17 protein-coding genes are annotated in these 20,849 nt (G+C 68.3%); 5 read left to right on the top strand and 12 right to left on the bottom strand.

All coding sequences use genetic code 11. The features are described 5' to 3' along the window. Positions 1 to 109: 109 nt before the first annotated feature. The 8 genes from HQQ85_RS15055 to HQQ85_RS15020 form a co-directional block, all read right to left on the bottom strand. Positions 110 to 1,078, bottom strand: coding sequence for a DNA topoisomerase IB (locus HQQ85_RS15055; protein ID WP_173183334.1), 969 nt, complete (start codon positions 1,076 to 1,078; stop codon positions 110 to 112). A 15-nt stretch (positions 1,079 to 1,093) separates the two neighbouring features. Further along, complete coding sequence (locus HQQ85_RS15050) at positions 1,094 to 1,306, bottom strand: Rv0909 family putative TA system antitoxin (RefSeq protein WP_173183333.1); 213 nt, start codon at positions 1,304 to 1,306, stop codon at positions 1,094 to 1,096. 32 nt (positions 1,307 to 1,338) lie between these two features. After that, the gene (locus HQQ85_RS15045; protein WP_173183332.1) at positions 1,339 to 1,767 is read right to left on the bottom strand and encodes a hypothetical protein; all 429 of its coding nucleotides are present in this window, start codon (positions 1,765 to 1,767) and stop codon (positions 1,339 to 1,341) included. Between the two features lie 117 nt (positions 1,768 to 1,884). Continuing rightward, positions 1,885 to 3,075 (bottom strand): elongation factor Tu, encoded by a 1,191-nt coding sequence (gene tuf, locus HQQ85_RS15040; RefSeq protein WP_173183331.1) that lies wholly within the window; start codon positions 3,073 to 3,075, stop codon positions 1,885 to 1,887. Positions 3,076 to 3,188: 113 nt separating this feature from the next. Next, entirely contained in the window at positions 3,189 to 5,303 is a 2,115-nt protein-coding gene (gene fusA / locus HQQ85_RS15035) for an elongation factor G (protein ID WP_173183330.1), read from the bottom strand. Positions 5,304 to 5,345: 42 nt separating this feature from the next. After that, the gene (rpsG, locus tag HQQ85_RS15030) at positions 5,346 to 5,816 is read right to left on the bottom strand and encodes a 30S ribosomal protein S7 (RefSeq protein WP_173183329.1); all 471 of its coding nucleotides are present in this window, start codon (positions 5,814 to 5,816) and stop codon (positions 5,346 to 5,348) included. Continuing rightward, the gene (rpsL, locus tag HQQ85_RS15025) at positions 5,816 to 6,190 is read right to left on the bottom strand and encodes a 30S ribosomal protein S12 (protein ID WP_011186743.1); all 375 of its coding nucleotides are present in this window, start codon (positions 6,188 to 6,190) and stop codon (positions 5,816 to 5,818) included. Before rpsL ends, rpsG begins: the two co-directional genes overlap by 1 nt. Positions 6,191 to 6,501: 311 nt before the next feature. After that, positions 6,502 to 7,683, bottom strand: a complete 1,182-nt coding sequence (locus tag HQQ85_RS15020; RefSeq protein WP_173183328.1) for a hypothetical protein — start codon at positions 7,681 to 7,683, stop codon at positions 6,502 to 6,504. 70 nt (positions 7,684 to 7,753) lie between these two features. On the opposite strand from HQQ85_RS15020, the gene HQQ85_RS15015 reads away from it, so the two are divergent. After that, complete coding sequence (locus tag HQQ85_RS15015) at positions 7,754 to 8,833, top strand: FAD-dependent oxidoreductase (RefSeq protein WP_173183941.1); 1,080 nt, start codon at positions 7,754 to 7,756, stop codon at positions 8,831 to 8,833. A gap of 83 nt (positions 8,834 to 8,916) precedes the next feature. On the opposite strand, the gene HQQ85_RS15010 is transcribed toward HQQ85_RS15015, so the two are convergent. Next, positions 8,917 to 12,795, bottom strand: coding sequence for a DNA-directed RNA polymerase subunit beta' (locus HQQ85_RS15010; RefSeq protein WP_173183327.1), 3,879 nt, complete (start codon positions 12,793 to 12,795; stop codon positions 8,917 to 8,919). A gap of 42 nt (positions 12,796 to 12,837) precedes the next feature. Further along, positions 12,838 to 16,326: a DNA-directed RNA polymerase subunit beta gene (rpoB, locus tag HQQ85_RS15005; protein ID WP_173183326.1), complete on the bottom strand. Its 3,489-nt coding sequence runs from the start codon at positions 16,324 to 16,326 to the stop codon at positions 12,838 to 12,840. Positions 16,327 to 16,588: 262 nt separating this feature from the next. On the opposite strand from rpoB, the gene HQQ85_RS15000 reads away from it, so the two are divergent. Then, complete coding sequence (locus HQQ85_RS15000) at positions 16,589 to 17,464, top strand: fused MFS/spermidine synthase (RefSeq protein WP_173183325.1); 876 nt, start codon at positions 16,589 to 16,591, stop codon at positions 17,462 to 17,464. Here HQQ85_RS15000 and HQQ85_RS21690 read toward each other — a convergent pair. After that, positions 17,461 to 17,811, bottom strand: coding sequence for a hypothetical protein (locus tag HQQ85_RS21690; RefSeq protein ID WP_371741925.1), 351 nt, complete (start codon positions 17,809 to 17,811; stop codon positions 17,461 to 17,463). The two genes, HQQ85_RS15000 and HQQ85_RS21690, sit on opposite strands and share 4 nt — an antisense overlap. On the opposite strand from HQQ85_RS21690, the gene HQQ85_RS14995 reads away from it, so the two are divergent. From HQQ85_RS14995 to HQQ85_RS14985, 3 genes are all read left to right on the top strand, one after another. Continuing rightward, positions 17,795 to 18,682, top strand: a complete 888-nt coding sequence (locus HQQ85_RS14995; RefSeq protein ID WP_371741924.1) for a sorbosone dehydrogenase family protein — start codon at positions 17,795 to 17,797, stop codon at positions 18,680 to 18,682. The two genes, HQQ85_RS21690 and HQQ85_RS14995, sit on opposite strands and share 17 nt — an antisense overlap. A 165-nt stretch (positions 18,683 to 18,847) precedes the next feature. After that, positions 18,848 to 19,336 carry a hypothetical protein gene (locus HQQ85_RS14990; protein WP_246306444.1) on the top strand — a complete coding sequence of 163 codons (489 nt, stop codon included), beginning with the start codon at positions 18,848 to 18,850 and terminating at the stop codon, positions 19,334 to 19,336. 7 nt (positions 19,337 to 19,343) lie between these two features. Further along, positions 19,344 to 19,832, top strand: a complete 489-nt coding sequence (locus HQQ85_RS14985; RefSeq protein WP_173183323.1) for a SprT-like domain-containing protein — start codon at positions 19,344 to 19,346, stop codon at positions 19,830 to 19,832. 6 nt (positions 19,833 to 19,838) lie between these two features. Here the strand turns inward: HQQ85_RS14985 and HQQ85_RS14980 are convergent, their stop codons facing one another. Then, positions 19,839 to 20,846: a hypothetical protein gene (locus HQQ85_RS14980; RefSeq protein WP_173183322.1), complete on the bottom strand. Its 1,008-nt coding sequence runs from the start codon at positions 20,844 to 20,846 to the stop codon at positions 19,839 to 19,841. Between the last annotated feature and the right edge of the window lie 3 nt (positions 20,847 to 20,849).

Below are 20,849 nucleotides of genomic sequence, written 5' to 3'. Positions count from 1 at the left end.
CGCTGGCCACTCCCGGCCGAGCTCTGTTCGCACCGTCTGGCGGCGGGCACCCGTGAGAACGAGTGCCCCTATTCTGCGCTTCTCCCCCGCGAACACAAGACTTGACTTCTCAGTCGAACAGGAGGGCGCGCAGCTCGGACTCGGCCGACCCGAGGCGGTTGCGGTCGATCGTGGTGCCGTTGCGGAAGTGGTCGACGACCCGCGGATCGACGTAGCTGGCCTTCGCGATCGAGGGGGTGTTGCCCAGCACGGCCGAGGCGTCGCGCATGGCCTGGGCGATCGCCTTCGACCGCGCCGTCTTCGACGACTGCGGGCCCGTGCGCGCGAGGCTGACGGCCGCGGCCGCGGTGCCGTGCAGCGTGCGGAAGTCCTTGGCGGTGAACTCGCCGCCGGTCTGCTCCCGCACGTACGCGTTGATCTCCTCTGCTGTCACGGGATGCCAGCGCGAGCCGTCCTTCCAGGCGATCAGCCGGGCGTTGGCCCCCCGGCGCTTCATGGAGCGCACGAAGGACGCGAGGTCGGCGTCGGTGATCTCCGAGTCCCACTCCTGGCCGCTCTTCGCGGGGAACGAGAGGTGCACCCGGTCGCCCTTGGTGGTCGCGTGGGCGCAGAGCAGCGTGGTCAGGCCGTGGCTGCCGTGCTTGGCCGCGTAGCGTTCGCTGCCGACGCGCAGGGAGCCCGTGTCGAGCATCCTGAAGCCGGCGGCCAGCGCGCGCTCCTCGGGGTAGCCGTCGCGGCGGAGGTCGATGGTGACGCGACGCCGGGCGGCCGGGAGGGACTCGGCGAGAGCGAGGGCCCGGTCGTACTTGATCCGGTCCTTCTGCTCACGCCAGGTGGGGTGGTAGATGTACTGGCGGCGGCCGGCGCCGTCGACGCCCGTGGCCTGGATGTGGCCGTTGGCATAGGGCGCGATCCAGACGTCGGTCCAGGCGGGCGGGATCGCGAGGTGCTCGATGCGCGCACGGAGCTCGGGGTCGGTGACCGTCTCGCCGGAGTGGTCGCGGTAGGTGAACCCGCGTCCGGCCTTCAGCCGATGGATCCCCCGGCCCGAGGAGTCGGAGCGTCGGAGGCGTGCCATCTCCCCAGCTAACCCCTAACGGTCGCCGACCGCCCCATCCGCCTTGCGGCGGGCCTCGTCGATCTTGTCGTCGTGCTTGCCGCCGGTGACCTTCTTGGCAGCACCCGCGAGACCCTCGAGCAGCTTGTCGCTGACCTCCTCGGCCTTCTCGCTCTTCAGTGCCTGCTGCACCTTCTCCTCGTCGAGGAATGCCTTCGCCTTGCGCGTGATGTCGTCGAATCCAGCCATGCCCCCACCCTGCACCCCTTCTCGTCCCGGGGTCAACCGCTGCGGGCCCACGCTCCCCAGTCGACCTCCGGCCGAGACTCCAGCCGGTCTCGCCACAGAGCCGCGAACGCCCTCTGACGCGCCGCCGGCTCAGGGTCGCCGTTCTGGGCGAAGCACTCCGCCGCCCGCTCGGCGGCTGAGATCGCGGTGCTCACCTCGTTCCTCCGGACGGCGACCCCGCAGACGCTCCGGAACGACGCCGCCGCCAACGTCCACATCGCGAGGCCGGCCGCCCGTTCCGCGGCAGCGGTCATGAGCGCGAGCCCGTCCCCCACTGACGCCGAATCGACCTCGATCTCCCCGAGGGCCGACGCGGCGCGAACCGAGGCGTCGACCTCCCCCGCGGCTTCCGCGCGGACGAGCACCTCGTTCAGCACCGATGCCGCGAGCGGATGTCCGGATCGATGCAGGGTCAGAGCCACGGCGAGATCGTCGTGCAAATCCGATACTGACATTTCGTCAGCTTACTCCGCGGATCGGGCACGGCGAAAGGGGCCGTGCCCGAAGGCACGACCCCTTTTGCGTGGTGTGGAGATCTACTACTTGTTGATCTTGGTGACGGTGCCGGCACCGACGGTGCGGCCACCCTCACGGATCGCGAAGCCGAGGCCCTCCTCCATCGCGATCGGCTGGATCAGCGCGACCGAGATGTCGGTGGTGTCGCCGGGCATGACCATCTCGGTGCCCTCGGGCAGCGTGATGACGCCGGTGACGTCGGTGGTGCGGAAGTAGAACTGCGGGCGGTAGTTCGTGTAGAAGGGGTTGTGACGGCCACCCTCATCCTTCGACAGGATGTAGGCGGTCCCTTCGAACTCGGTGTGCGGCGTGACCGAACCGGGCTTCACGACGACCTGGCCGCGCTCGACGTCCTCGCGCTTGGTGCCGCGGAGGAGCAGACCGCAGTTCTCGCCGGCCCAGGCCTCGTCGAGCTGCTTGTGGAACATCTCGATACCGGTGACCGTGGTCTTCTGCGTCGGGCGGATGCCGACGATCTCGACCTCGGAGTTGATGGCGAGGGTGCCACGCTCGGCGCGGCCGGTGACGACGGTTCCACGACCGGTGATCGTGAAGACGTCCTCGATCGGCATCAGGAACGGCTTGTCCTTGTCGCGGATCGGGTCGGGGATCGACTCGTCCACAGCGTCCATGAGGTCGAGGATGGACTGGGTCCACTTCTCGTCGCCCTCGAGCGCCTTGAGGCCGGAGACGCGCACGACCGGTGCGTCCTCGTCGAAGTTCTGGCCGGCGAGCAGCTCGCGGACCTCGAGCTCGACGAGCTCCAGGATCTCCTCGTCGTCGACCATGTCGGCCTTGTTCAGGGCGACGAGCAGGTAGGGCACGCCGACCTGCTTGGCGAGCAGCACGTGCTCACGGGTCTGAGCCATCGGGCCGTCGGTGGCGGCGACCACGAGGATCGCGCCGTCCATCTGAGCCGCACCGGTGATCATGTTCTTGATGTAGTCAGCGTGACCGGGGGCGTCGACGTGAGCGTAGTGACGCTTGGGCGTCTCGTACTCGACGTGCGAGATGTTGATCGTGATGCCGCGCTGGCGCTCCTCAGGAGCGGAGTCGATCGACGCGAAGTCGCGCTGAACGTTGGTCGCCGACGGGAACTTGTCCGCCAGGACCTTCGAGATGGCAGCGGTAAGGGTGGTCTTACCGTGGTCAACGTGACCGATCGTTCCGATGTTGACGTGCGGCTTGGTCCGCTCGAACTTGGCCTTAGCCACTAGGTCCTCCTCAGGACTCTCATGCCCTCGTCCGGATGCTGGATTGCATCCGGAACCAGGCGGGGGTTTGTTGATATTTTACGCGAACCTACGAGGCCCGCCGAACTCAGGTGTTACTCGCCCTTGTTCTTCTGGATGATCTCGTCGGCCACAGCCTTCGGGACCTCGGCGTAGCTCTCGAAGGTCATCGAGTACACGGCGCGGCCTGACGTCTTGGAACGCAGGTCACCGATGTAGCCGAACATCTCCGACAGCGGGACGTTGGCGCGCACGACCTTGACACCCTGCGCGTCCTCCATCGACTGGATCTGGCCACGACGGGAGTTCAGGTCGCCGATGACGTCGCCCATGTACTCCTCAGGGGTACGGACCTCGACGGCCATCAGCGGCTCGAGCAGCACGGGGCTGGCCTTGCGAGCAGCCTCCTTGAACGCCATGGAACCGGCGATCTTGAACGCCATCTCCGAGGAGTCGACGTCGTGGGACGCGCCATCCAGCAGCAGCGCCTTCACGCCGACCATCGGGTAGCCGGCGAGGACGCCGACCTGGAGGGCATCCTGGATTCCGGCATCGACCGAGGGGATGTACTCACGCGGGATGCGGCCACCGGTGACCTTGTTGACGAACTCGTACGTGGTCTCGGCGGTCACCTCCATCGGCTCGATGGCGATCTGGATCTTGGCGAACTGACCCGAACCACCGGTCTGCTTCTTGTGCGTGTAGTCGTAGCGCTCGACGGTCTTGCGGATCGTCTCGCGGTAGGCCACCTGGGGCTTGCCCACGTTGGCCTCGACGTTGAACTCGCGCTTCATGCGGTCGACCAGGATGTCGAGGTGGAGCTCGCCCATTCCCTTGATGACCGTCTGACCGGTCTCCTGGTTCTGCTCCGTGCGGAAGGTCGGGTCTTCTTCGGCGAGCTTCTGGATGGCGACACCCAGCTTCTCCTGGTCGGCCTTCGTCTTCGGCTCGATCGCGACCTCGATCACGGGCTCCGGGAAGGTCATCGACTCGAGCACGATCTGGTTCGACGGGTCGGACAGGGTGTCACCGGTGGTGGTGTCCTTCAGACCGATGACGGCGTAGATGTGACCGGCGGTCACCGAGTCGACCGGGTTCTCCTTGTTGGAGTGCATCTGGAAGATCTTGCCGATGCGCTCCTTCTTGCCCTTGGTCGAGTTCATGACCTGTCCGCCCGAGGCCAGCTGGCCCGAGTAGACGCGGATGTAGGTGAGACGACCGAAGAACGGGTGCACCGCGACCTTGAACGCCAGCGCGGCGAACGGGTCCTTCGGGTCGGGGTGACGCTCGACGACGATCTCCTCGTCGCGGATGTCGTGACCCTCGGTGGCCGGCACGTCGAGCGGCGACGGCAGGTAGTCGACGACCGCATCGAGCATCGGCTGCACGCCGCGGTTCTTGAACGCCGAGCCGCAGAGCACGGGGTAGATCTCCGAGTTGACGGTGAGCTTGCGGATCGCGGCCTTGATCTCGGCCACGCTCAGCTCCTCGCCGGCGAAGAACTTCTCGAGCAGCGCGTCGTCGGTCTCGGCGACGGTCTCGAGGAGCAGCTGACGGTACTCGTCGGCCTTCTCCTTGAGATCGGCCGGGATCTCCTCGATCTCGTACTTGGCGCCCATCTCGACGTCACCCTTGGCGTCTCCGCGCCAGGTCAGTGCGCGCATCTCGACCAGGTCGACGACGCCCTCGAACGAGGACTCCGCACCGATCGGGAGCTGCAGCACCAGCGGCTTGGCACCGAGGCGGTTGATGATCGTGTCGACGGTGAAGTAGAAGTCGGCGCCCAGCTTGTCCATCTTGTTGACGAAGCAGATGCGGGGGACGTTGTACTTGTCGGCCTGACGCCACACCGTCTCGGACTGGGGCTCGACGCCCTCCTTGCCGTCGAACACGGCGACGGCGCCGTCGAGGACGCGGAGCGAACGCTCCACCTCGACGGTGAAGTCGACGTGACCGGGGGTGTCGATGATGTTGATCTGGTTCTTGTTCCAGAAGCAGGTCGTGGCGGCAGAGGTGATCGTGATGCCACGCTCCTGCTCCTGAGCCATCCAGTCCATCGTGGCGGCGCCGTCGTGCACCTCACCGATCTTGTGGGTGATGCCCGTGTAGAACAGGATGCGCTCGGTGGTGGTGGTCTTGCCGGCATCGATGTGCGCCATGATGCCGATGTTGCGGACCTTGTTCAGGTCGGTGAGCACGTCCTGTGCCACGGATTCCTCCGAAAGGTAGAAAAGGGAAGGTGGGTCGAACGACTACCAGCGGTAGTGGGCGAAGGCCTTGTTCGACTCGGCCATCTTGTGGGTGTCTTCGCGACGCTTGACAGCGGCGCCCAGACCGTTCGACGCGTCGAGGATCTCGTTCTGGAGACGCTCGGTCATCGTCTTCTCGCGGCGGCCCTTGGCGTAGGTGGTGAGCCAGCGCAGCGCGAGGGTGTTGGCGCGGTGAGGCTTGACCTCGACCGGCACCTGGTAGGTCGAGCCACCGACGCGGCGGCTGCGGACCTCGAGCGTGGGGCGAACGTTGTCGAGCGCCTTCTTCAGCGTGACGACGGCGTCCTGGCCGTTCTTCGCCGCGACACCCTCGAGGGCGTCGTACACGATGCGCTCGGCGATGGCCTTCTTGCCGTCGAGGAGGATCTTGTTGACGAGCTGGCTGACGACCGGGGCACCGTAGACGGGGTCGGCGACAACGGGACGCTTCGGGGCGGGACCCTTGCGAGGCATTACTTCTTCTCCATCTTCGCGCCGTAACGGCTGCGAGCCTGCTTGCGGTTCTTCACGGCCTGCGTGTCGAGCGCGCCGCGGACGATCTTGTAACGGACGCCGGGGAGGTCTTTCACACGACCGCCGCGCACGAGCACCATCGAGTGCTCCTGCAGGTTGTGGCCCTCACCGGGGATGTAAGCGGTGACCTCGGTGCCGTTCGACAGCTTGACGCGGGCGACCTTGCGAAGCGCGGAGTTCGGCTTCTTGGGGGTGGTGGTGTACACACGGGTGCACACGCCGCGCTGCTGGGGGTTGGCCTTGAGGGCGGGCGCCTTGGTCTTGGTGACCTTCGGGGTGCGACCCTTGCGGACCAACTGCTGAATGGTTGGCACTACTTACTCCTTGTATTCGTAACGCTCGGTGTCAGTTCTCACTGGGTGTCGGGCACGGACTCCCGCACCCGTTCGTTCACGCCCCTGCACGCACCAGTACTGGTGTGTCGGGTTCGTCTTGATCCACCGGCGGTACGAAATGGCTCTGGTATCGCTGGTTGGAAGAGCAGTGGGGGCATCTCAGCCCTGCTTCGCTCGAAAATCTGGGCATGCAAGTATGCACACACCCGGAAAATTCTAGCCTCTTGACCCTGACGGGTCAAATGCCGCCGAACCTGAGCTCGACGACCGGCAACGCGGACCTAGGGATCCTACCAGGTCGTGATGGGAGCGGGGGCCTCGCCCGGGTTCGTTCCAGGGCGGTCGTTCTGCGCGGCGCGGTCGACGGATGCGCGGTCCTCCGCCTGCGCGCGGTCCCACTCCTCGCGGACCGCCGCGTTGCGGGCCTTGAGACGCCGGCCGCGGAGCGCGATCAGCGCTCCCGTCCAGATGGCGACCTCGCGGGCGACGATCGCACCGCCGAGGGTGAGCGGATCCATGGTGAGCGAGCGCACGAAGTCGTACTGCTCCTGCGGCTGCCACTCCCAGGCCCGGACGTGCACCAGGGCTCCCGCGATGCCGGCGAAGTAGACCAGCACGGCGACGAGGAAACCGCCGAGCACGTAGGCCCACCAGCCCGCGCGGTTGACGATCAGCACGATCAGGATGAGCGAGAGCGCGAACGCGACGACCGGCACGATGAAGGCGGCGCTGCGCAGGAAGTCGAGGAACGCGGTGATCGCCGCCTCGCCCGTGAGGTTCGCGCCGATCACGAAGAACGACACCGCGGCGAACAGCAGGGCGAACACGGCCGTGCCGAGCAGCGCGATCAGGCTGCCGGCGCCGCGGTTGCCCTTGGGCTCCGGCGGGCGGGGCGCCTGCACCGGCTGCGGGACGGGCTGGTAGGGCGGGGGGTTCTCGGAGACGGGGGCCGGGGCCGAACCGCTCTGCGCGGCGACGCTGGTCGCGGCGGCCGGCGCGAACGCGGCGGCGGGGTACGGGGTGCGGTCGGTCGGAGCATCCTGGACGGACTGCTGCTCGCGCACCGGAGCCGGCTCGGGCTCGGAGGCCGTGACGTACGGGCCGCCGATGGGCTGGTGGTCGTAGGCGGCGGTGGCCTGCTCGGCGACCGGGGCATGCTCGGCGACGGGCTCAGGTTCGGCAGCGGGCTCCGGGGCGGCGGCGGGCACAGGCTGAGCGGCGGGCACTGACGCTGTGGCGGGCTCCGGCTCAGGATGCTCGGCCGCCGGCATCTCGATGGGCTCCGGGATCTCCACGGGACGTGGCGCGCTCTCGGCGGCCGGCGCGTCGACCGGCTCGGCGACGGGGAGCGGCGGCGCCGGCTGCGCGGCGGGGGCGTCGGCGGCGGCTCCGTCAGCGGATGCCTCGTCGGCGCCGGGGGCCTGCCAGCCCGGGAACTCGGGCAGCTGGTCCTGACGATCGTCGGTGCTCATGGCGTCACTCTAAACCCGCGCCAGGGCCGCGCGAGGGAAGGGATCGGGCGCGTTCGCTGTTCCAGTGCAGATGACCCTCCCGCTGCCCGCCCGCACCCGCGTCGCCGTGATCGGCGCCGGCCAGGCCGGGCTGTCGGTCGCCCACCACCTGCAGCGTCGCGGGCTCGAGGCCGGTGAGGGCTTCCTCGTGCTCGACCGGGGGCCGGATGCGGGAGGGGCCTGGCAGCACCGCTGGGAGGCCCTGCGGCTCGGCACGGCGCACCGCGTGAACGACCTGCCCGGCATGGCCGAGCTCGGACTGAGCTTCGACACCGCCGACCGCAGCCGGGCGGCCCGCGACGTGGTCACCGAGTACTACCGCCGCTACGAGGACTCCTACGGGCTGCAGGTGCGGCGCCCCGTGACCGTGACCGCCGTGCGCGACGAGGAGCCCCTGCTGCGGCTGGACACCGACCACGGCTCGCTGACGGCCGAGGTCGTCGTGAATGCGGGCGGCACCTGGGGCAGCCCCTTCAAGCCCCACGTGCGGGGCGAGGAGGCCTTCCTGGGGCGTCAGTGGACCACGGTCGACTACCGCAGCGCCGAGGACTTCCGCGGACGCCGGGTGGTCGTCGTGGGCGGTGGCACGTCGGCGACGAACATCCTGCTCGAGCTGGAGGGCGTCGCCGAGGCCACGACGTGGGTGACACGGCGGACGCCGGAGTTCGTCGAGGGCGACGGGCTGGCGGCGGAGGCCGGGGCGGCGACGGTCGCCGTCCAGGATCGGGCCGCGCGGGAGGGCCGGGCGCTGCCGAGCATCGTCAGCGGCACGGGGCTGGTGGCCACTCCGGCCGTGAAGGCGGCGGTGGAGCGCGGGGTGCTGGTCGCGCATCCGATGTTCACCTCGATCGAGCCCGAGGGGGTGCGCTTCGCCGACGGATCGTTCGAGCCGGCCGACGACATCGTCTGGGCGACGGGGTTCCGCGCCGAGCTCGGGCACCTCGCTCCCCTGCACCTCAGGGAGCACGGGGGCGGCATCGCGGTCGAGAAGGGCCGGGTGCTGCGCGACCCGCGGATCTTCCTCGCCGGCTACGGGCCCCAGGCCTCCACGATCGGCGCCAACCGCGCCGGGCGCATCGTCGCGAACCAGGTTCTGGCGCAGCTCGGCTGACGCGTCGCCGCGGCACCGACGACGGGAGCGCGAAGGGCCCCCCACCACGGATGGTGAGGGGCCCTTCGGCGTTCGTCGGGACCTTAGTTGTAGGTGCCCGGCGTGTAGTCGTCGCTCGAGAAGCTGTCGAAGTCGACGAACGAGAGGTCGGCCTCCGAGAACACCGAGTCATCCGTGAAGATGCGGTTCGGGTAGCGCTCGGCCTTGGCCTCTTCGGTCGCCTCGACGGTGACGTTGCGGTAGCGCTGGAGACCGGTTCCGGCCGGGATCAGCTTTCCGATGATCACGTTCTCCTTCAGGCCCACCAGCGGGTCGGACTTGCCCTCCATGGCGGCCTGCGTGAGAACACGCGTGGTCTCCTGGAAGGACGCGGCCGACAGCCACGACTCGGTCGCCAGCGACGCCTTGGTGATACCCATGACCTCCTGACGGGCCGAGGCCGGACGCTTGCCCTCGGCGACCGCGGCGCGGTTCACCTCGGTGTAGCGCGACCGGTCGACGAGCTCACCGGGGAGCAGGTCGGTGTCGCTGTGCTCGACGACGGTGACCTTGCGCAGCATCTGGCGCACGATGACCTCGATGTGCTTGTCGTGGATCGGCACACCCTGCGAGCGGTAGACGCCCTGCACACCGCCCACGAGGTGCTTCTGCACCTCGCGAACGCCCTTGACTCGAAGGACCTCCTTCGGGTCGACGGCGCCGACGATGAGCTGCTGACCGAGCTCCACGTGCTGCCCGTCCTCGATGAGGAGGGTCGCACGCTTCAGCACCGGGTAGGCGATCGGCTCGTCGCCGTTGTCGGGCGTGAGGATCACCTTGCGGCTGCGGTCGGTGTCTTCGATCGTGACACGACCGGCGGCCTCGACGATGGGCGACGCACCCTTGGGGGTACGGGCTTCGAAGAGCTCCTGCACGCGGGGCAGACCCTGCGTGATGTCGTCGGCCGAGGCCGAACCACCGGTGTGGAAGGTGCGCATCGTCAGCTGGGTACCGGGCTCACCGATCGACTGGGCCGCGATGATGCCGACGGCCTCGCCGATGTCGACGAGCTTGCCCGTGGCGAGCGAACGGCCGTAGCAGGCCGCGCAGACACCGACAGCCGACTCGCAGGTCAGCACGGAGCGCACCTTGATGTTGCGCACGCCCGCGGCGACCAGCTTGTCGATCAGCACGTCTCCGACGTCGTCTCCGGCCGAGGCCACGACCTCGCCCTTCTCGTTCACCGCGTCAGCGGCCAGCGAGCGGGCGTAGACCGAGTTCTCGACGTTGTCGTCGCGGGTCCAGACGCCGTCGGCGCCCTCGTTCGCGATCGGCAGGTCGAGCCCGCGGCTGGTGCCGCAGTCGGGCTCGCGGATGATGACGTCCTGCGACACGTCGACGAGTCGACGCGTCAGGTAGCCCGAGTCGGCCGTACGGAGAGCCGTGTCGGCCAGGCCCTTACGAGCACCGTGGGTCGCGATGAAGTACTCCGCCACCGACAATCCCTCGCGGTACGAGGAGATGATCGGACGGGGGATGATCTCACCCTTCGGGTTGTTCACGAGGCCTCGCATGCCGGCGATGTTGCGCACCTGCAGCCAGTTACCACGAGCACCCGAGGTGACCATACGGTTGATCGTGTTGTCGACCGGGAAGTTCGCGCGCATGGCTGCGGCGACCTCGTCGGTGGCCTTCGTCCAGATCTGGATGAGCTCCTGACGACGCTCGAGGTCGGTGGTCAGACCCTTCTCGAACTGCGCCTGCACCTTGGCGGCCTGCTTCTCGTAGCCCTGGACGATCTCCCGCTTGGTGGGAGGGGTCAGGATGTCGGAGAGAGCGACGGTCACACCGGACCGCGTGGCCCAGTAGAAGCCCGCGTCCTTGATGCGGTCGAGCGAAGCGGCGACCTCAACCTTCGGGTACCGCTCGGCGAGGTCGTTGACGATCGCCGAGATGGCGCCCTTGTCGGCGACCTGCTGCATGTACGGGTAGTCGTCCGGCAGCGCCTCGTTGAACAGCGCGCGGCCGAGGGTGGTCTCCAGCAGCACGGGGCCGCCTTCGTAGCCCTCGGGGCCGTCGCCCTCGGCGAAGTGCACGTCGTGCATCCGGATCTTCACGACCGCGTTGAGGTCGAGCGAACCCTGGTCCTTCGCGAGGATGGCCTCGGACACACCGGAGAACGCGCGGCCCTCGCCGATCGCCCCCTCCTTCACCGTGGTGAGGTGGTGCAGACCGATGATCATGTCCTGCGTGGGCAGGGTGACCGGGCGGCCGTCGGACGGCTTCAGGATGTTGTTGGACGCCAGCATCAGGATGCGGGCCTCGGCCTGGGCCTCGACGGACAGCGGCAGGTGGACGGCCATCTGGTCGCCGTCGAAGTCCGCGTTGAACGCGGCGCAGACGAGCGGGTGCAGCTGGATCGCCTTGCCCTCGACGAGCTGGGGCTCGAACGCCTGGATGCCGAGACGGTGCAGCGTGGGCGCACGGTTCAGCAGCACGGGGCGCTCGCGGATGATCTCCTCCAGCACGTCCCAGACCTGGGGACGGCTGCGCTCGACCATGCGCTTCGCGGCCTTGATGTTCTGAGCGTGGCTCAGGTCGATCAGGCGCTTGATCACGAAGGGCTTGAACAGCTCCAGCGCCATCTGCTTGGGCAGACCGCACTGGTGCAGCTTCAGCTGCGGGCCGACGATGATGACCGAACGGCCCGAGTAGTCGACGCGCTTGCCCAGCAGGTTCTGGCGGAAACGACCCTGCTTTCCCTTGAGCATGTCGCTCAGGGACTTCAGGGCGCGGTTGCCGGTACCGGTGACGGGGCGACCACGGCGGCCGTTGTCGAACAGGGCGTCGACGGCCTCCTGCAGCATGCGCTTCTCGTTGTTGACGATGATCTCGGGGGCACCGAGATCGAGCAGACGACGGAGGCGGTTGTTGCGGTTGATCACACGACGGTAGAGGTCGTTGAGGTCGGAGGTCGCGAAGCGGCCACCGTCGAGCTGCACCATCGGGCGGAGCTCCGGCGGGATGACCGGGACGACGTCGAGCACCATCGCGGCCGGCGAGTTGCCGGTCGCGAGGAAGGAGCTCACCACGCGCAGGCGCTTGATGGCGCGGATCTTCTTCTGACCCTTGCCCTCGGCGATCTGCAGGCGGAGGTTCTCGCCCTCGGTCTCGAGGTCGAACGCCTCGAGCCGCTTCTTGATGGCCTCGGCGCCCATGTAGGCCTCGAAGTACATGCCGTAGCGGTCCTGGAGCTCGTGGAAGATCGCGTCCTCCGGCTTGAGCTCACCGACCTTGAGGTTGCGGAAGTCCTCCCAGACGCGCTCGAGCTGGGCGATCTGGTCGTCGTAGGCCTTGCGGGTCTGCGACATCTCCTTCTCGGCGCCATCCTTCGTGCGGCGCTTCTGGTCGGCCTTCGCGCCCTCGTTCTCGAGCTCGGCGAGGTCGGTCTCGAGGCGCTGCAGACGGTCGGCGATGCGGGCATCGCGCTGGTCGGACAGCGTCTTGATCTCGAGGCGCAGCTCGTTCTCGAGGCCGGGCATGTCATCGTGACGGCCGTCTTCGTCGACCGAGATGATCATGTAGGCGGCGAAGTAGATGACCTTCTCGAGGTCTTTCGGCGCCATGTCGAGCAGGTAGCCGAGACGGCTGGGCACACCCTTGAAGTACCAGATGTGCGTGACCGGGGCGGCGAGCTCGATGTGGCCCATGCGCTCACGGCGCACCGACGACTTCGTGACCTCGACACCGCAGCGCTCGCAGACGATGCCCTTGAAGCGCACCCGCTTGTACTTGCCGCAGGAACACTCCCAGTCACGGCTCGGCCCGAAGATCTGCTCTCCGAAGAGGCCGTCCTTCTCGGGCTTCAGCGTGCGGTAGTTGATGGTCTCGGGCTTCTTGACCTCACCGTGCGACCACTTGCGGATGTCGTCGGCCGTTGCGAGGCCGATCCGCAGCTCATCAAAAGTTGTTACGTCGAGCAATTTTCCTTCTCTCCTGGAAAAAGTCTTCTAGTGGCTGCCGGCTCAGATGTCGTCGATGGACGACGACTCGAAGCGGCTGGAGATGTTGATGCCGAGCTCTTCCGCGGCGCGGAACACCTCGTCGTCGGTGTCGCGGAGGCTGACCGCCGTGCCGTCGGCCGAGAGCACCTCGACGTTAAGGCAGAGCGACTGCATCTCCTTGATGAGCACCTTGAAGGACTCGGGGATGCCGGGCTCCTGGATGTTCTCACCCTTGACGATCGCCTCGTAGACCTTCACGCGGCCGAGGATGTCGTCGGACTTGATCGTCAGGAGCTCCTGCAGCGCGTACGCGGCACCGTAGGCCTCGAGGGCCCACACCTCCATCTCACCGAAGCGCTGGCCACCGAACTGCGCCTTACCACCCAGCGGCTGCTGCGTGATCATCGAGTACGGGCCGGTCGAACGAGCGTGGATCTTGTCGTCGACGAGGTGGTGCAGCTTCAGGATGTACATGTAGCCGACCGAGACGGGCTCCGGGTACGGCTCGCCGGAACGGCCGTCGAACAGACGGGTCTTTCCGGAGGAGCCGATCAGGCGCTCGCCGTCGCGAGTGGGAGTCGTCGAGTCGAGCAGACCCGCGATCTCCTCCTCGGAGGCGCCGTCGAACACGGGGGTCGCGACCTTCGTGCCGGGAGCAGCGGAACGCGCCTGCTCAGGCAGGTTCGCGGCCCACTTCGGCTTGCCGTCGACCTCCCAGCCCTGCTTGGCGATCCACCCGAGGTGGGTCTCCAGCACCTGGCCGAAGTTCATGCGGCCCGGGATGCCCATCGGGTTCAGGACGATGTCGACCGGAGTGCCGTCGGCGAGGAACGGCATGTCCTCGACCGGCAGGATCTTCGAGATGACGCCCTTGTTGCCGTGACGGCCGGCGAGCTTGTCACCCGCGGTGATCTTGCGCTTCTGGGCGATGTAGACCACCACGCGCTGGTTGACGCCCGAGCCGAGCTCGTCGTCGTTCTCGGCCGAGAACTCCTTGACGGCGATGATCGTGCCCTCTTCACCGTGAGGCACCTTGAGGCTCGTGTCACGGACCTCGCGGGACTTCTCGTTGAAGATGGCGCGCAGCAGGCGCTCCTCGGCGGAGAGCTCGGTCTCGCCCTTGGGCGTGACCTTGCCGACGAGGATGTCGCCGGGGCGCACCTCGGCACCGATGCGGATGATGCCGCGCTCGTCGAGGTCGGCCAGCAGCTCCGGGCTGACGTTGGGGAGGTCACGGGTGATCTCCTCCTTGCCGAGCTTGGTGTCGCGGGCGTCGACCTCGTACTCCTCGATGTGGATCGACGAGAGCACGTCGTCCTTCACCAGGTTCTGGCTCAGGATGATGGCGTCCTCGAAGTTGTGACCCTCCCACGGCATGAACGCCACGAGGAGGTTCTTGCCGAGCGCCAGCTCACCGTTCTCGGTGGCCGGGCCATCCGCGATGACCTGACCGACCTCGACGCGCTCACCCTCGGAGACGATGACGCGGTGGTTGTACGACGTGCCCTGGTTCGAGCGGTCGAACTTGCGCAGGTAGTAGGTGTCGGTTCCCCCGTCGTCGAGCTGGACGGTGACGGCGTCGGCCGACACCTCCTGCACGACACCGGCGTTCGTCGTGGTGACCACGTCGCCGGCGTCGATGGCCGCGAAGCCCTCCATACCGGTTCCGACCAGCGGCGACTCCGAACGGAGAAGCGGCACGGCCTGACGCTGCATGTTGGCACCCATGAGGGCGCGGTTCGCGTCGTCGTGCTCGAGGAAGGGGATGAGGGAGGTCGCGACCGACACCATCTGGCGCGGCGAGACATCCATGTAGCCGATGTCCTCCTGCGGGAAGAGGTCGACCTCTCCACCCTTCTTACGGGCGAGCACGCGGGCCTCGGCGAACCTGGCGTCGCCGGTGAGCGGCGCGTTCGCCTGGGCGACGATGTACTCGTCCTCCTCGGACGCGGTGAGGTAGTCGATGTTCGCCGTGACCACGCCGTCGACGACGCGACGGTACGGGGTCTCGATGAAGCCGAAGGAGTTGATGCGGGCGAACGACGCCAGCGAGCCGATCAGGCCGATGTTCGGGCCTTCCGGGGTCTCGATGGGGCACATGCGGCCGTAGTGGCTGGGGTGCACGTCGCGCACCTCGACACCGGCACGCTCACGGCTCAGACCACCCGGGCCCAGGGCGCTCAGGCGGCGCTTGTGGGTCAGGCCCGCGAGCGGGTTGTTCTGGTCCATGAACTGCGAGAGCTGCGAGGTTCCGAAGAACTCCTTGATCGCGGCGACGACGGGGCGCACGTTGATCAGGGTCTGCGGGGTGATCGCCTCGATGTCCTGCGTGGTCATGCGCTCGCGGACGACGCGCTCCATGCGGGACAGACCGGTGCGGACCTGGTTCTGGATGAGCTCGCCGACGGCGCGGATGCGACGGTTGCCGAAGTGGTCGATGTCGTCCACGTCGAGGCGGATGTCGACCGGCTTGCTGTCGCGCACACCGGGGAGGGTGGTGCGGTTGTCGTGCAGGGCGACCAGGTACTTGATCGTCGCGATGATGTCCTGCGTGGTGAGCACGGAGTCGGACAGCGGCGCGTCGATGCCGAGCTTGCGGTTGATCTTGTACCGACCGACCTTCGCCAGGTCGTACCGCTTGGAGTTGAAGTAGAAGTTGTCGAGCAGCGCACGCGCGGCCTCGGCGGCGACCTGCTCGCCCGGGCGCAGCTTGCGGTAGATGTCCTTCAGGGCCTCTTCCTTGGTGAGGATCGAGTCCTTCTCCAGGGTGGCCTCGATCGACGCGTAGCCCTTGAACTCCTCGAGGATCTCCTCGGAGGTCAGGCCGAGGGCCTTCAGGAACACGGTGACCGACTGCTTGCGCTTGCGGTCGATGCGCACGCCGACCTGGTCGCGCTTGTCGATCTCGAACTCGAGCCAGGCACCGCGGCTCGGGATGACGCGCGCCGAGTAGATGTCCTTGTCGGAGGTCTTCTCGGGGGTGCGCTCGAAGTACACGCCGGGGCTGCGGACGAGCTGCGACACGACGACGCGCTCGGTGCCGTTGATGATGAACGTGCCGCGCTCGGTCATGAGCGGGAAGTCGCCCATGAACACGGTCTGCGTCTTGATCTCACCGGTCTGGTGGTTCATGAACTCGGCCTCGACGTACAGCGGGGCGGCGTAGGTCTTACCGCGCTCCTTGCACTCGTCGATGGTGTACTTCTCGGGCTCGAGGAACGGGCTCGTGAAGCTGAGCTGCATGGTCTCACCGAGGTCTTCGATGGGAGAGATCTCCTCGAAGATCTCCTCGAGGCCCGAGCGGCCCGGCAGGTCTTGCCGGCCGGCCTCCTTGGCCTCCGCGACGCGTGCCTTCCACACGTCGTTGCCGACCAGCCAGTCGAAGCTCTCGGTCTGCAGGGCCAGCAGATCCGGAACGGTCAGGGTGTCGGTGATCTTGGCGAACGAGAGCCGCGATGCGGCCCGGCCGTTCTTGGGTGAAGTGGTGGTTGCGTTGCGCGCAGCAGCCAAGGAAATAACCTCCGTGGACCCCGTCGGGCCCTTGCGTTACTTACGGTCGATGTGGTGTCGAGAACTCCCGAGATATGGTCCGAACCCGCCATCTGGTTCTAGAGTGTTGCTGCACGGGACGATTCGAAGACCGTCACCAGGCAGCTGCCGACCACAATATGAAGGCATGAGTGTTCTGGGAGCGCAAAGAACCACAATAGGCGCTTTCGACACGCCTGTCCAGTCGAATTCTTGACCAGTTTGGGTTTCTCAGGTATAACGCGTGAAAGATCGAGAGATTCCCCGCGCCCGACTGGCCGACGGCCTGCTGGCGACGCTCGAAGAGGACCGGTTCCGCCCCGGCTCCCAGGTGCTCATCGTCGACGGCACGCCGCAGTCGCACGTCGACCTCGACGACCCGCGCTACCTCTCCTTCGAGTACGTGCGGCGCATCGGGCACGGCATCGACCTGGTGGCGGCTCCCGGTGCTCCCATCACGGCGGTGCACCTGGGCGGCGGCGCCTTCACGCTCCCCCGCTACGTCGAGGCGACGCGACCGGGTTCGCGCCAGCAGGTCGTCGAGATCGACAGCGAGCTCGTGGGCTTCGTGCGGGAGCACCTGCCCCTGCCGAAGGGGGCGAGCATCCGGGTTCGTCACGGCGACGCCCGCGCGGTGCTCGAGAAGCTGCCACCCGGGCTGCGCGGCACGGCCGACGTGGTGGTCGTCGACGTCTTCGCCGGGGCGCGCACACCGGCGCACGTGACGAGCGTCGAGTTCTACACCGCCGTCGCGGCGGTGCTCTCCCCCACGGGCCTCGTGGCCGTGAACGTCGCCGACGGGGCCGGGCTCGCGTTCGCGCGCAGCCAGGCCGCGACCCTCGGACAGGTGTTCGCCGACGTCGCGATCGTGGCCGACCCGCAGATGCTGAAGGCGCGGCGGTTCGGCAACGTCGTCGCGTTCGCCTCGAACTCGCCCCTGCCCTTCGAGCGGATGCCGCGGCTGGTCGCGAGCGACCCGGTGCCCGCGAAGATGGTCACCGGCGGCGAGCTGCGGCAGTTCACCGCGGGGGCCGCCGTGGCCACCGACCAGACCGCGGTGAAGTCGCCCGCGCCGGCTCGGAGCATTTTCCAGGTCGACCGGAAGAGGATGGACGACTAAGAGGAGGTCGTCATGAGCCGATCGAGGTCGTTCGCGGGTGCCGGTGCCTTGGCGCTGGCCGCGGTGGTGCTGGCCGGATGCTCGGCGGAGCCCTCGGTGACAAGGGGGCCGACGGGGGCTTCGACGGCGATGCCGTCTCCGTCTGCGTCGTCTCCTTCTGCGTCGTCTCCTTCTGGCTCGGCTTCAGCTTCGCCCTCTCCGTCTCCTTCTGCTTCCTCGGCTCCCGTCGAGGATCTCGGGCCACTGGTGCCGTCGGGGTTGCCGACGGTGGTGGCGTCGGGGCTGCCGGCTCCGTGGTCGATCGCGACGCTCGGGGACGGATCGCTGTTCGTGTCGGAGCGGGACACGGGGGCCGTGGTGGAGATCGTGGACGGCCGGGCCGTGCCCGTGACCACCGTGCCCGGGGTGTCGGCGCTCGGCGAGGGAGGGCTGCTCGGCATCACGACGTCGGAGGGGGCATCCGGAACCTGGCTCTACGCGATGTTCACCGGGGCCGACGACAACCGGGTGGTGCGGATGCCGCTGTCGGGCGCACCGGGCGCGCGATCGGCGGGCGCCGTCACCGAGGTGCTCACCGGGCTGCCCAAGGCGTCGAACCACAACGGCGGGCGGATCAAGTTCGGGCCGGACGGGATGCTCTACGTGACCGCGGGTGACGCGAGCGACGGGGCGAACGCGCAGACGCTGGACTCGCTGGGCGGGAAGATCCTGCGGGTGACGGCCGAAGGAGCTGTGCCGGCGGACAACCCGTTCCCGGGATCGCCCGTGTGGTCGCTCGGGCACCGGAACCCGCAGGGGATCGCGTGGGCGGCCGACGGGACGATGTGGGCTGCGGAGTTCGGGCAGAACACCTGGGACGAGATCAACCGCATCACGCCGGGCGCCAACTACGGGTGGCCGCTGTCGGAGGGGGTGACCGGGTCGGCGGGACTGGTGGATCCCGTGCAGCAGTGGGCGACGGATGACGCCAGCCCCTCGGGGATCGCGGTCGTCGGGGAGACCGTGTTCATGGCGGGGCTCGGCGGGGAACGGCTGTGGAGCATCCGCTTCGACGGGTCGGCCCAGGAGCACTACACGGGGCAGTTCGGGCGGATCCGCGATGTGGTGCGGGGGCCGGGTTCGTCGCTGTATCTGCTGACGAACAACACGGACGGGCGCGGGGAGCCTCGGGCCGGGGACGACGTGCTGTATCGGGTGGAGCTGGTTCCGGCCGGGTGATCGTGCTCGCGGGTGTTCGCTCGCGCTCGGTGTTGGCGCTCGGTGTTGGCGGTGTTCGCGGGTGTTCGCCGGTGTCGCGCCCGGGGATGTCCCTCGTCCTGGGTACGCTTGTCGAGGGATCTCGAGCACCAGGAGCACGAACTGAGCATCATCACGGGTTACGACATGACCACCTTGCGCGAGAAGGTCGACGTGCAGGCCGCGACGGAGCGCCTGAACGAGCTCGGCCTGCTGCGCAGCCTCAGCGCGCTCAACGAGAAGGTCGTGCTGCTGCGCCTGCTCGGCAAGCTCGACGACGCCTTCGTGATCGCGAACGAGGCCGTGCGCCAGGCGCGCTTCTCCGGCGACCGGGAGATGGCGCTCGGCGCGCGCATCCGTCGGGCGCAGGTGCAGCAGTACCAGGGCAAGTACCCGGCGGCGCTGCAGGAGCTCGGGCTCTGCGTCGAGGAGGCGCAGACGCACGAGTGGGGCGCGCTCGAGGCGATCGCCACGCTCAGCCGCGGCAAGGTGCACTTCGAGACGCAGGACTACGACGCGGCCCTCGTCGACTTCAAGGCGGCCGTGTTCCTGATGGAGCGCCAGGGCGCCTCGATCGACCAGCTGGAGAGCGCCCTCGTGGCGGTCGCCGTGACCGAGTCGCTGCTCGCGGCATAATTCCCGGATGGCCGAACTCTCGCGCGTCACGACCTGGGCGAACGCCCTGATCAGGATGCACCTCGATCCAGCGGTCTGGAGCTTCGGCTTCGACAACGCGAAGACGCGCGCGGGGCAGTGCAACTACACGGCGCACCGCATCACGGTGTCGCGTCACCTGGCGGCTCGGTACGACGACGACGAGATCCACCAGATCCTGCTGCACGAGGTGGCGCACGCGCTGGCCGGGGCGGCTGCGGGGCACGGGCCCGCGTGGGTGTCCATCGCCCGGACTCTCGGGTACGAGGGTTCGCGGCTGCATGACGGCACGCGGGCCGACGAGCTGGCGCCGTGGGTGGGCGTCTGCCCGGCGGGGCACTCCTACTACCGGCACCGGAAGCCGGCGGCGCGGCTCTCGTGCAGCCTGTGCGCGCGGGGGTTCTCGCCGGCGCACCTCATCGCGTGGACGCGACGGGACGTGACGGCGGCGCGCCGCGCCACGCCCCGCTCGGCCTGAACTGCTTCACACGTTGCCGAGGGTTTGGCGGCCTCGGTCGCTGTACCAGAGGGAGCCGTAGGAAGTGACGCCGAGGCGGTCGGGCTCGGATCCCGCGAACGGCGGGCGGGAGAACGAGACGTTGCCCCAGAGGTCGACGCGGCCGAGGCCACGGTCGCCGTCGGTGAAGGCGAGGTCGACGTCGTCGGCCGACACGAGGTGGCGCGGCACCACGGGGCTGAACGGCGGTGCCGGGATGGTGATGCGCTTGCTGACGGCGCCGTCGGTCTCGACCTTCACCACGGTGTCGATGCCGCCCACCCAGACGCCGCCCGAGGCCGCCGCGGTCAGCCCGGTGAAGCCGCTCACCCCGACCGGCACGATGTCGAGGTCGCCCGTCGCCGGGTCGTAGGCGCCGAGCGAGCCGAGGCCGTCGCGGGTGTACCAGAGCCGCCCGTCGTCGGCGGCGGCGATGCCGTACACGCCGGCGCCGGCCGGGTCGGGCACGCGGGTGATGCTGCCGTCGAGCGCGATGCGCCCGATCCCCCCGTTCGACGGATCGCCGAACCAGAGGGCGCCGTCGGGCCCGTTCGTCAGCGAGGTCGCGGTGTCGAAGGCCCCACCCAGCGGATACTCCGTCACGTCACCCGTCGCCGGGTCGAGCCGCCCGATGGCGGCGTTCAGGAAGTCGCCGAACCAGATCGTGCCGTCGCTCGCCGCGGCCAGATCGGAGATGCCCGGCGCGAGCGCCCCCAGCCGGAAGTGCTCCACCGAGGCCGGCGCGGCGGCCGGCACCTTCACGATCTCGTTCTCGAGCGTGTCGGCGTACCAGACGATGTCGCCCGGCGCCACGACCAGCGGCCCAGGACTCCCGCCCGCGGTCGCGGCCTCGTACTCGTGCCACGTCGCATAATCCCGAGGCGGCAGCTCCCACGCCCCGGCCGGCCCCGCAGCGATCACACCCGCCGACAGCGTCAATGCGCCGACGAGGACTGCTGCGGCGGTTCGCTTCCGACCGTCTCTTCTTCTGATCACGTC

It is taken from the genome of Herbiconiux sp. VKM Ac-2851, from assembly GCF_013205105.1.
GTDB classification, from domain to species: domain Bacteria; phylum Actinomycetota; class Actinomycetes; order Actinomycetales; family Microbacteriaceae; genus Herbiconiux; species Herbiconiux flava.
This window is presented reverse-complemented; position numbering and strand designations above follow the sequence as displayed.

What these genes read in the sequence shown, in the direction of transcription:
- HQQ85_RS15020 (WP_173183328.1), bottom strand. Translation starts at nt 7,683, where the DNA reads ATGAGCACCGACGATCGTCAGGACCAGCTGCCCGAGTTCCCGGGCTGG.
- HQQ85_RS14985 (WP_173183323.1), top strand. Translation starts at nt 19,344, where the DNA reads ATGGCCGAACTCTCGCGCGTCACGACCTGGGCGAACGCCCTGATCAGG.
- HQQ85_RS15015 (WP_173183941.1), top strand. Translation starts at nt 7,754, where the DNA reads ATGACCCTCCCGCTGCCCGCCCGCACCCGCGTCGCCGTGATCGGCGCC.
- HQQ85_RS15050 (WP_173183333.1), bottom strand. Translation starts at nt 1,306, where the DNA reads ATGGCTGGATTCGACGACATCACGCGCAAGGCGAAGGCATTCCTCGAC.
- HQQ85_RS14990 (WP_246306444.1), top strand. Translation starts at nt 18,848, where the DNA reads ATGACCACCTTGCGCGAGAAGGTCGACGTGCAGGCCGCGACGGAGCGC.
- rpsG (WP_173183329.1), bottom strand. Translation starts at nt 5,816, where the DNA reads ATGCCTCGCAAGGGTCCCGCCCCGAAGCGTCCCGTTGTCGCCGACCCC.
- HQQ85_RS15055 (WP_173183334.1), bottom strand. Translation starts at nt 1,078, where the DNA reads ATGGCACGCCTCCGACGCTCCGACTCCTCGGGCCGGGGGATCCATCGG.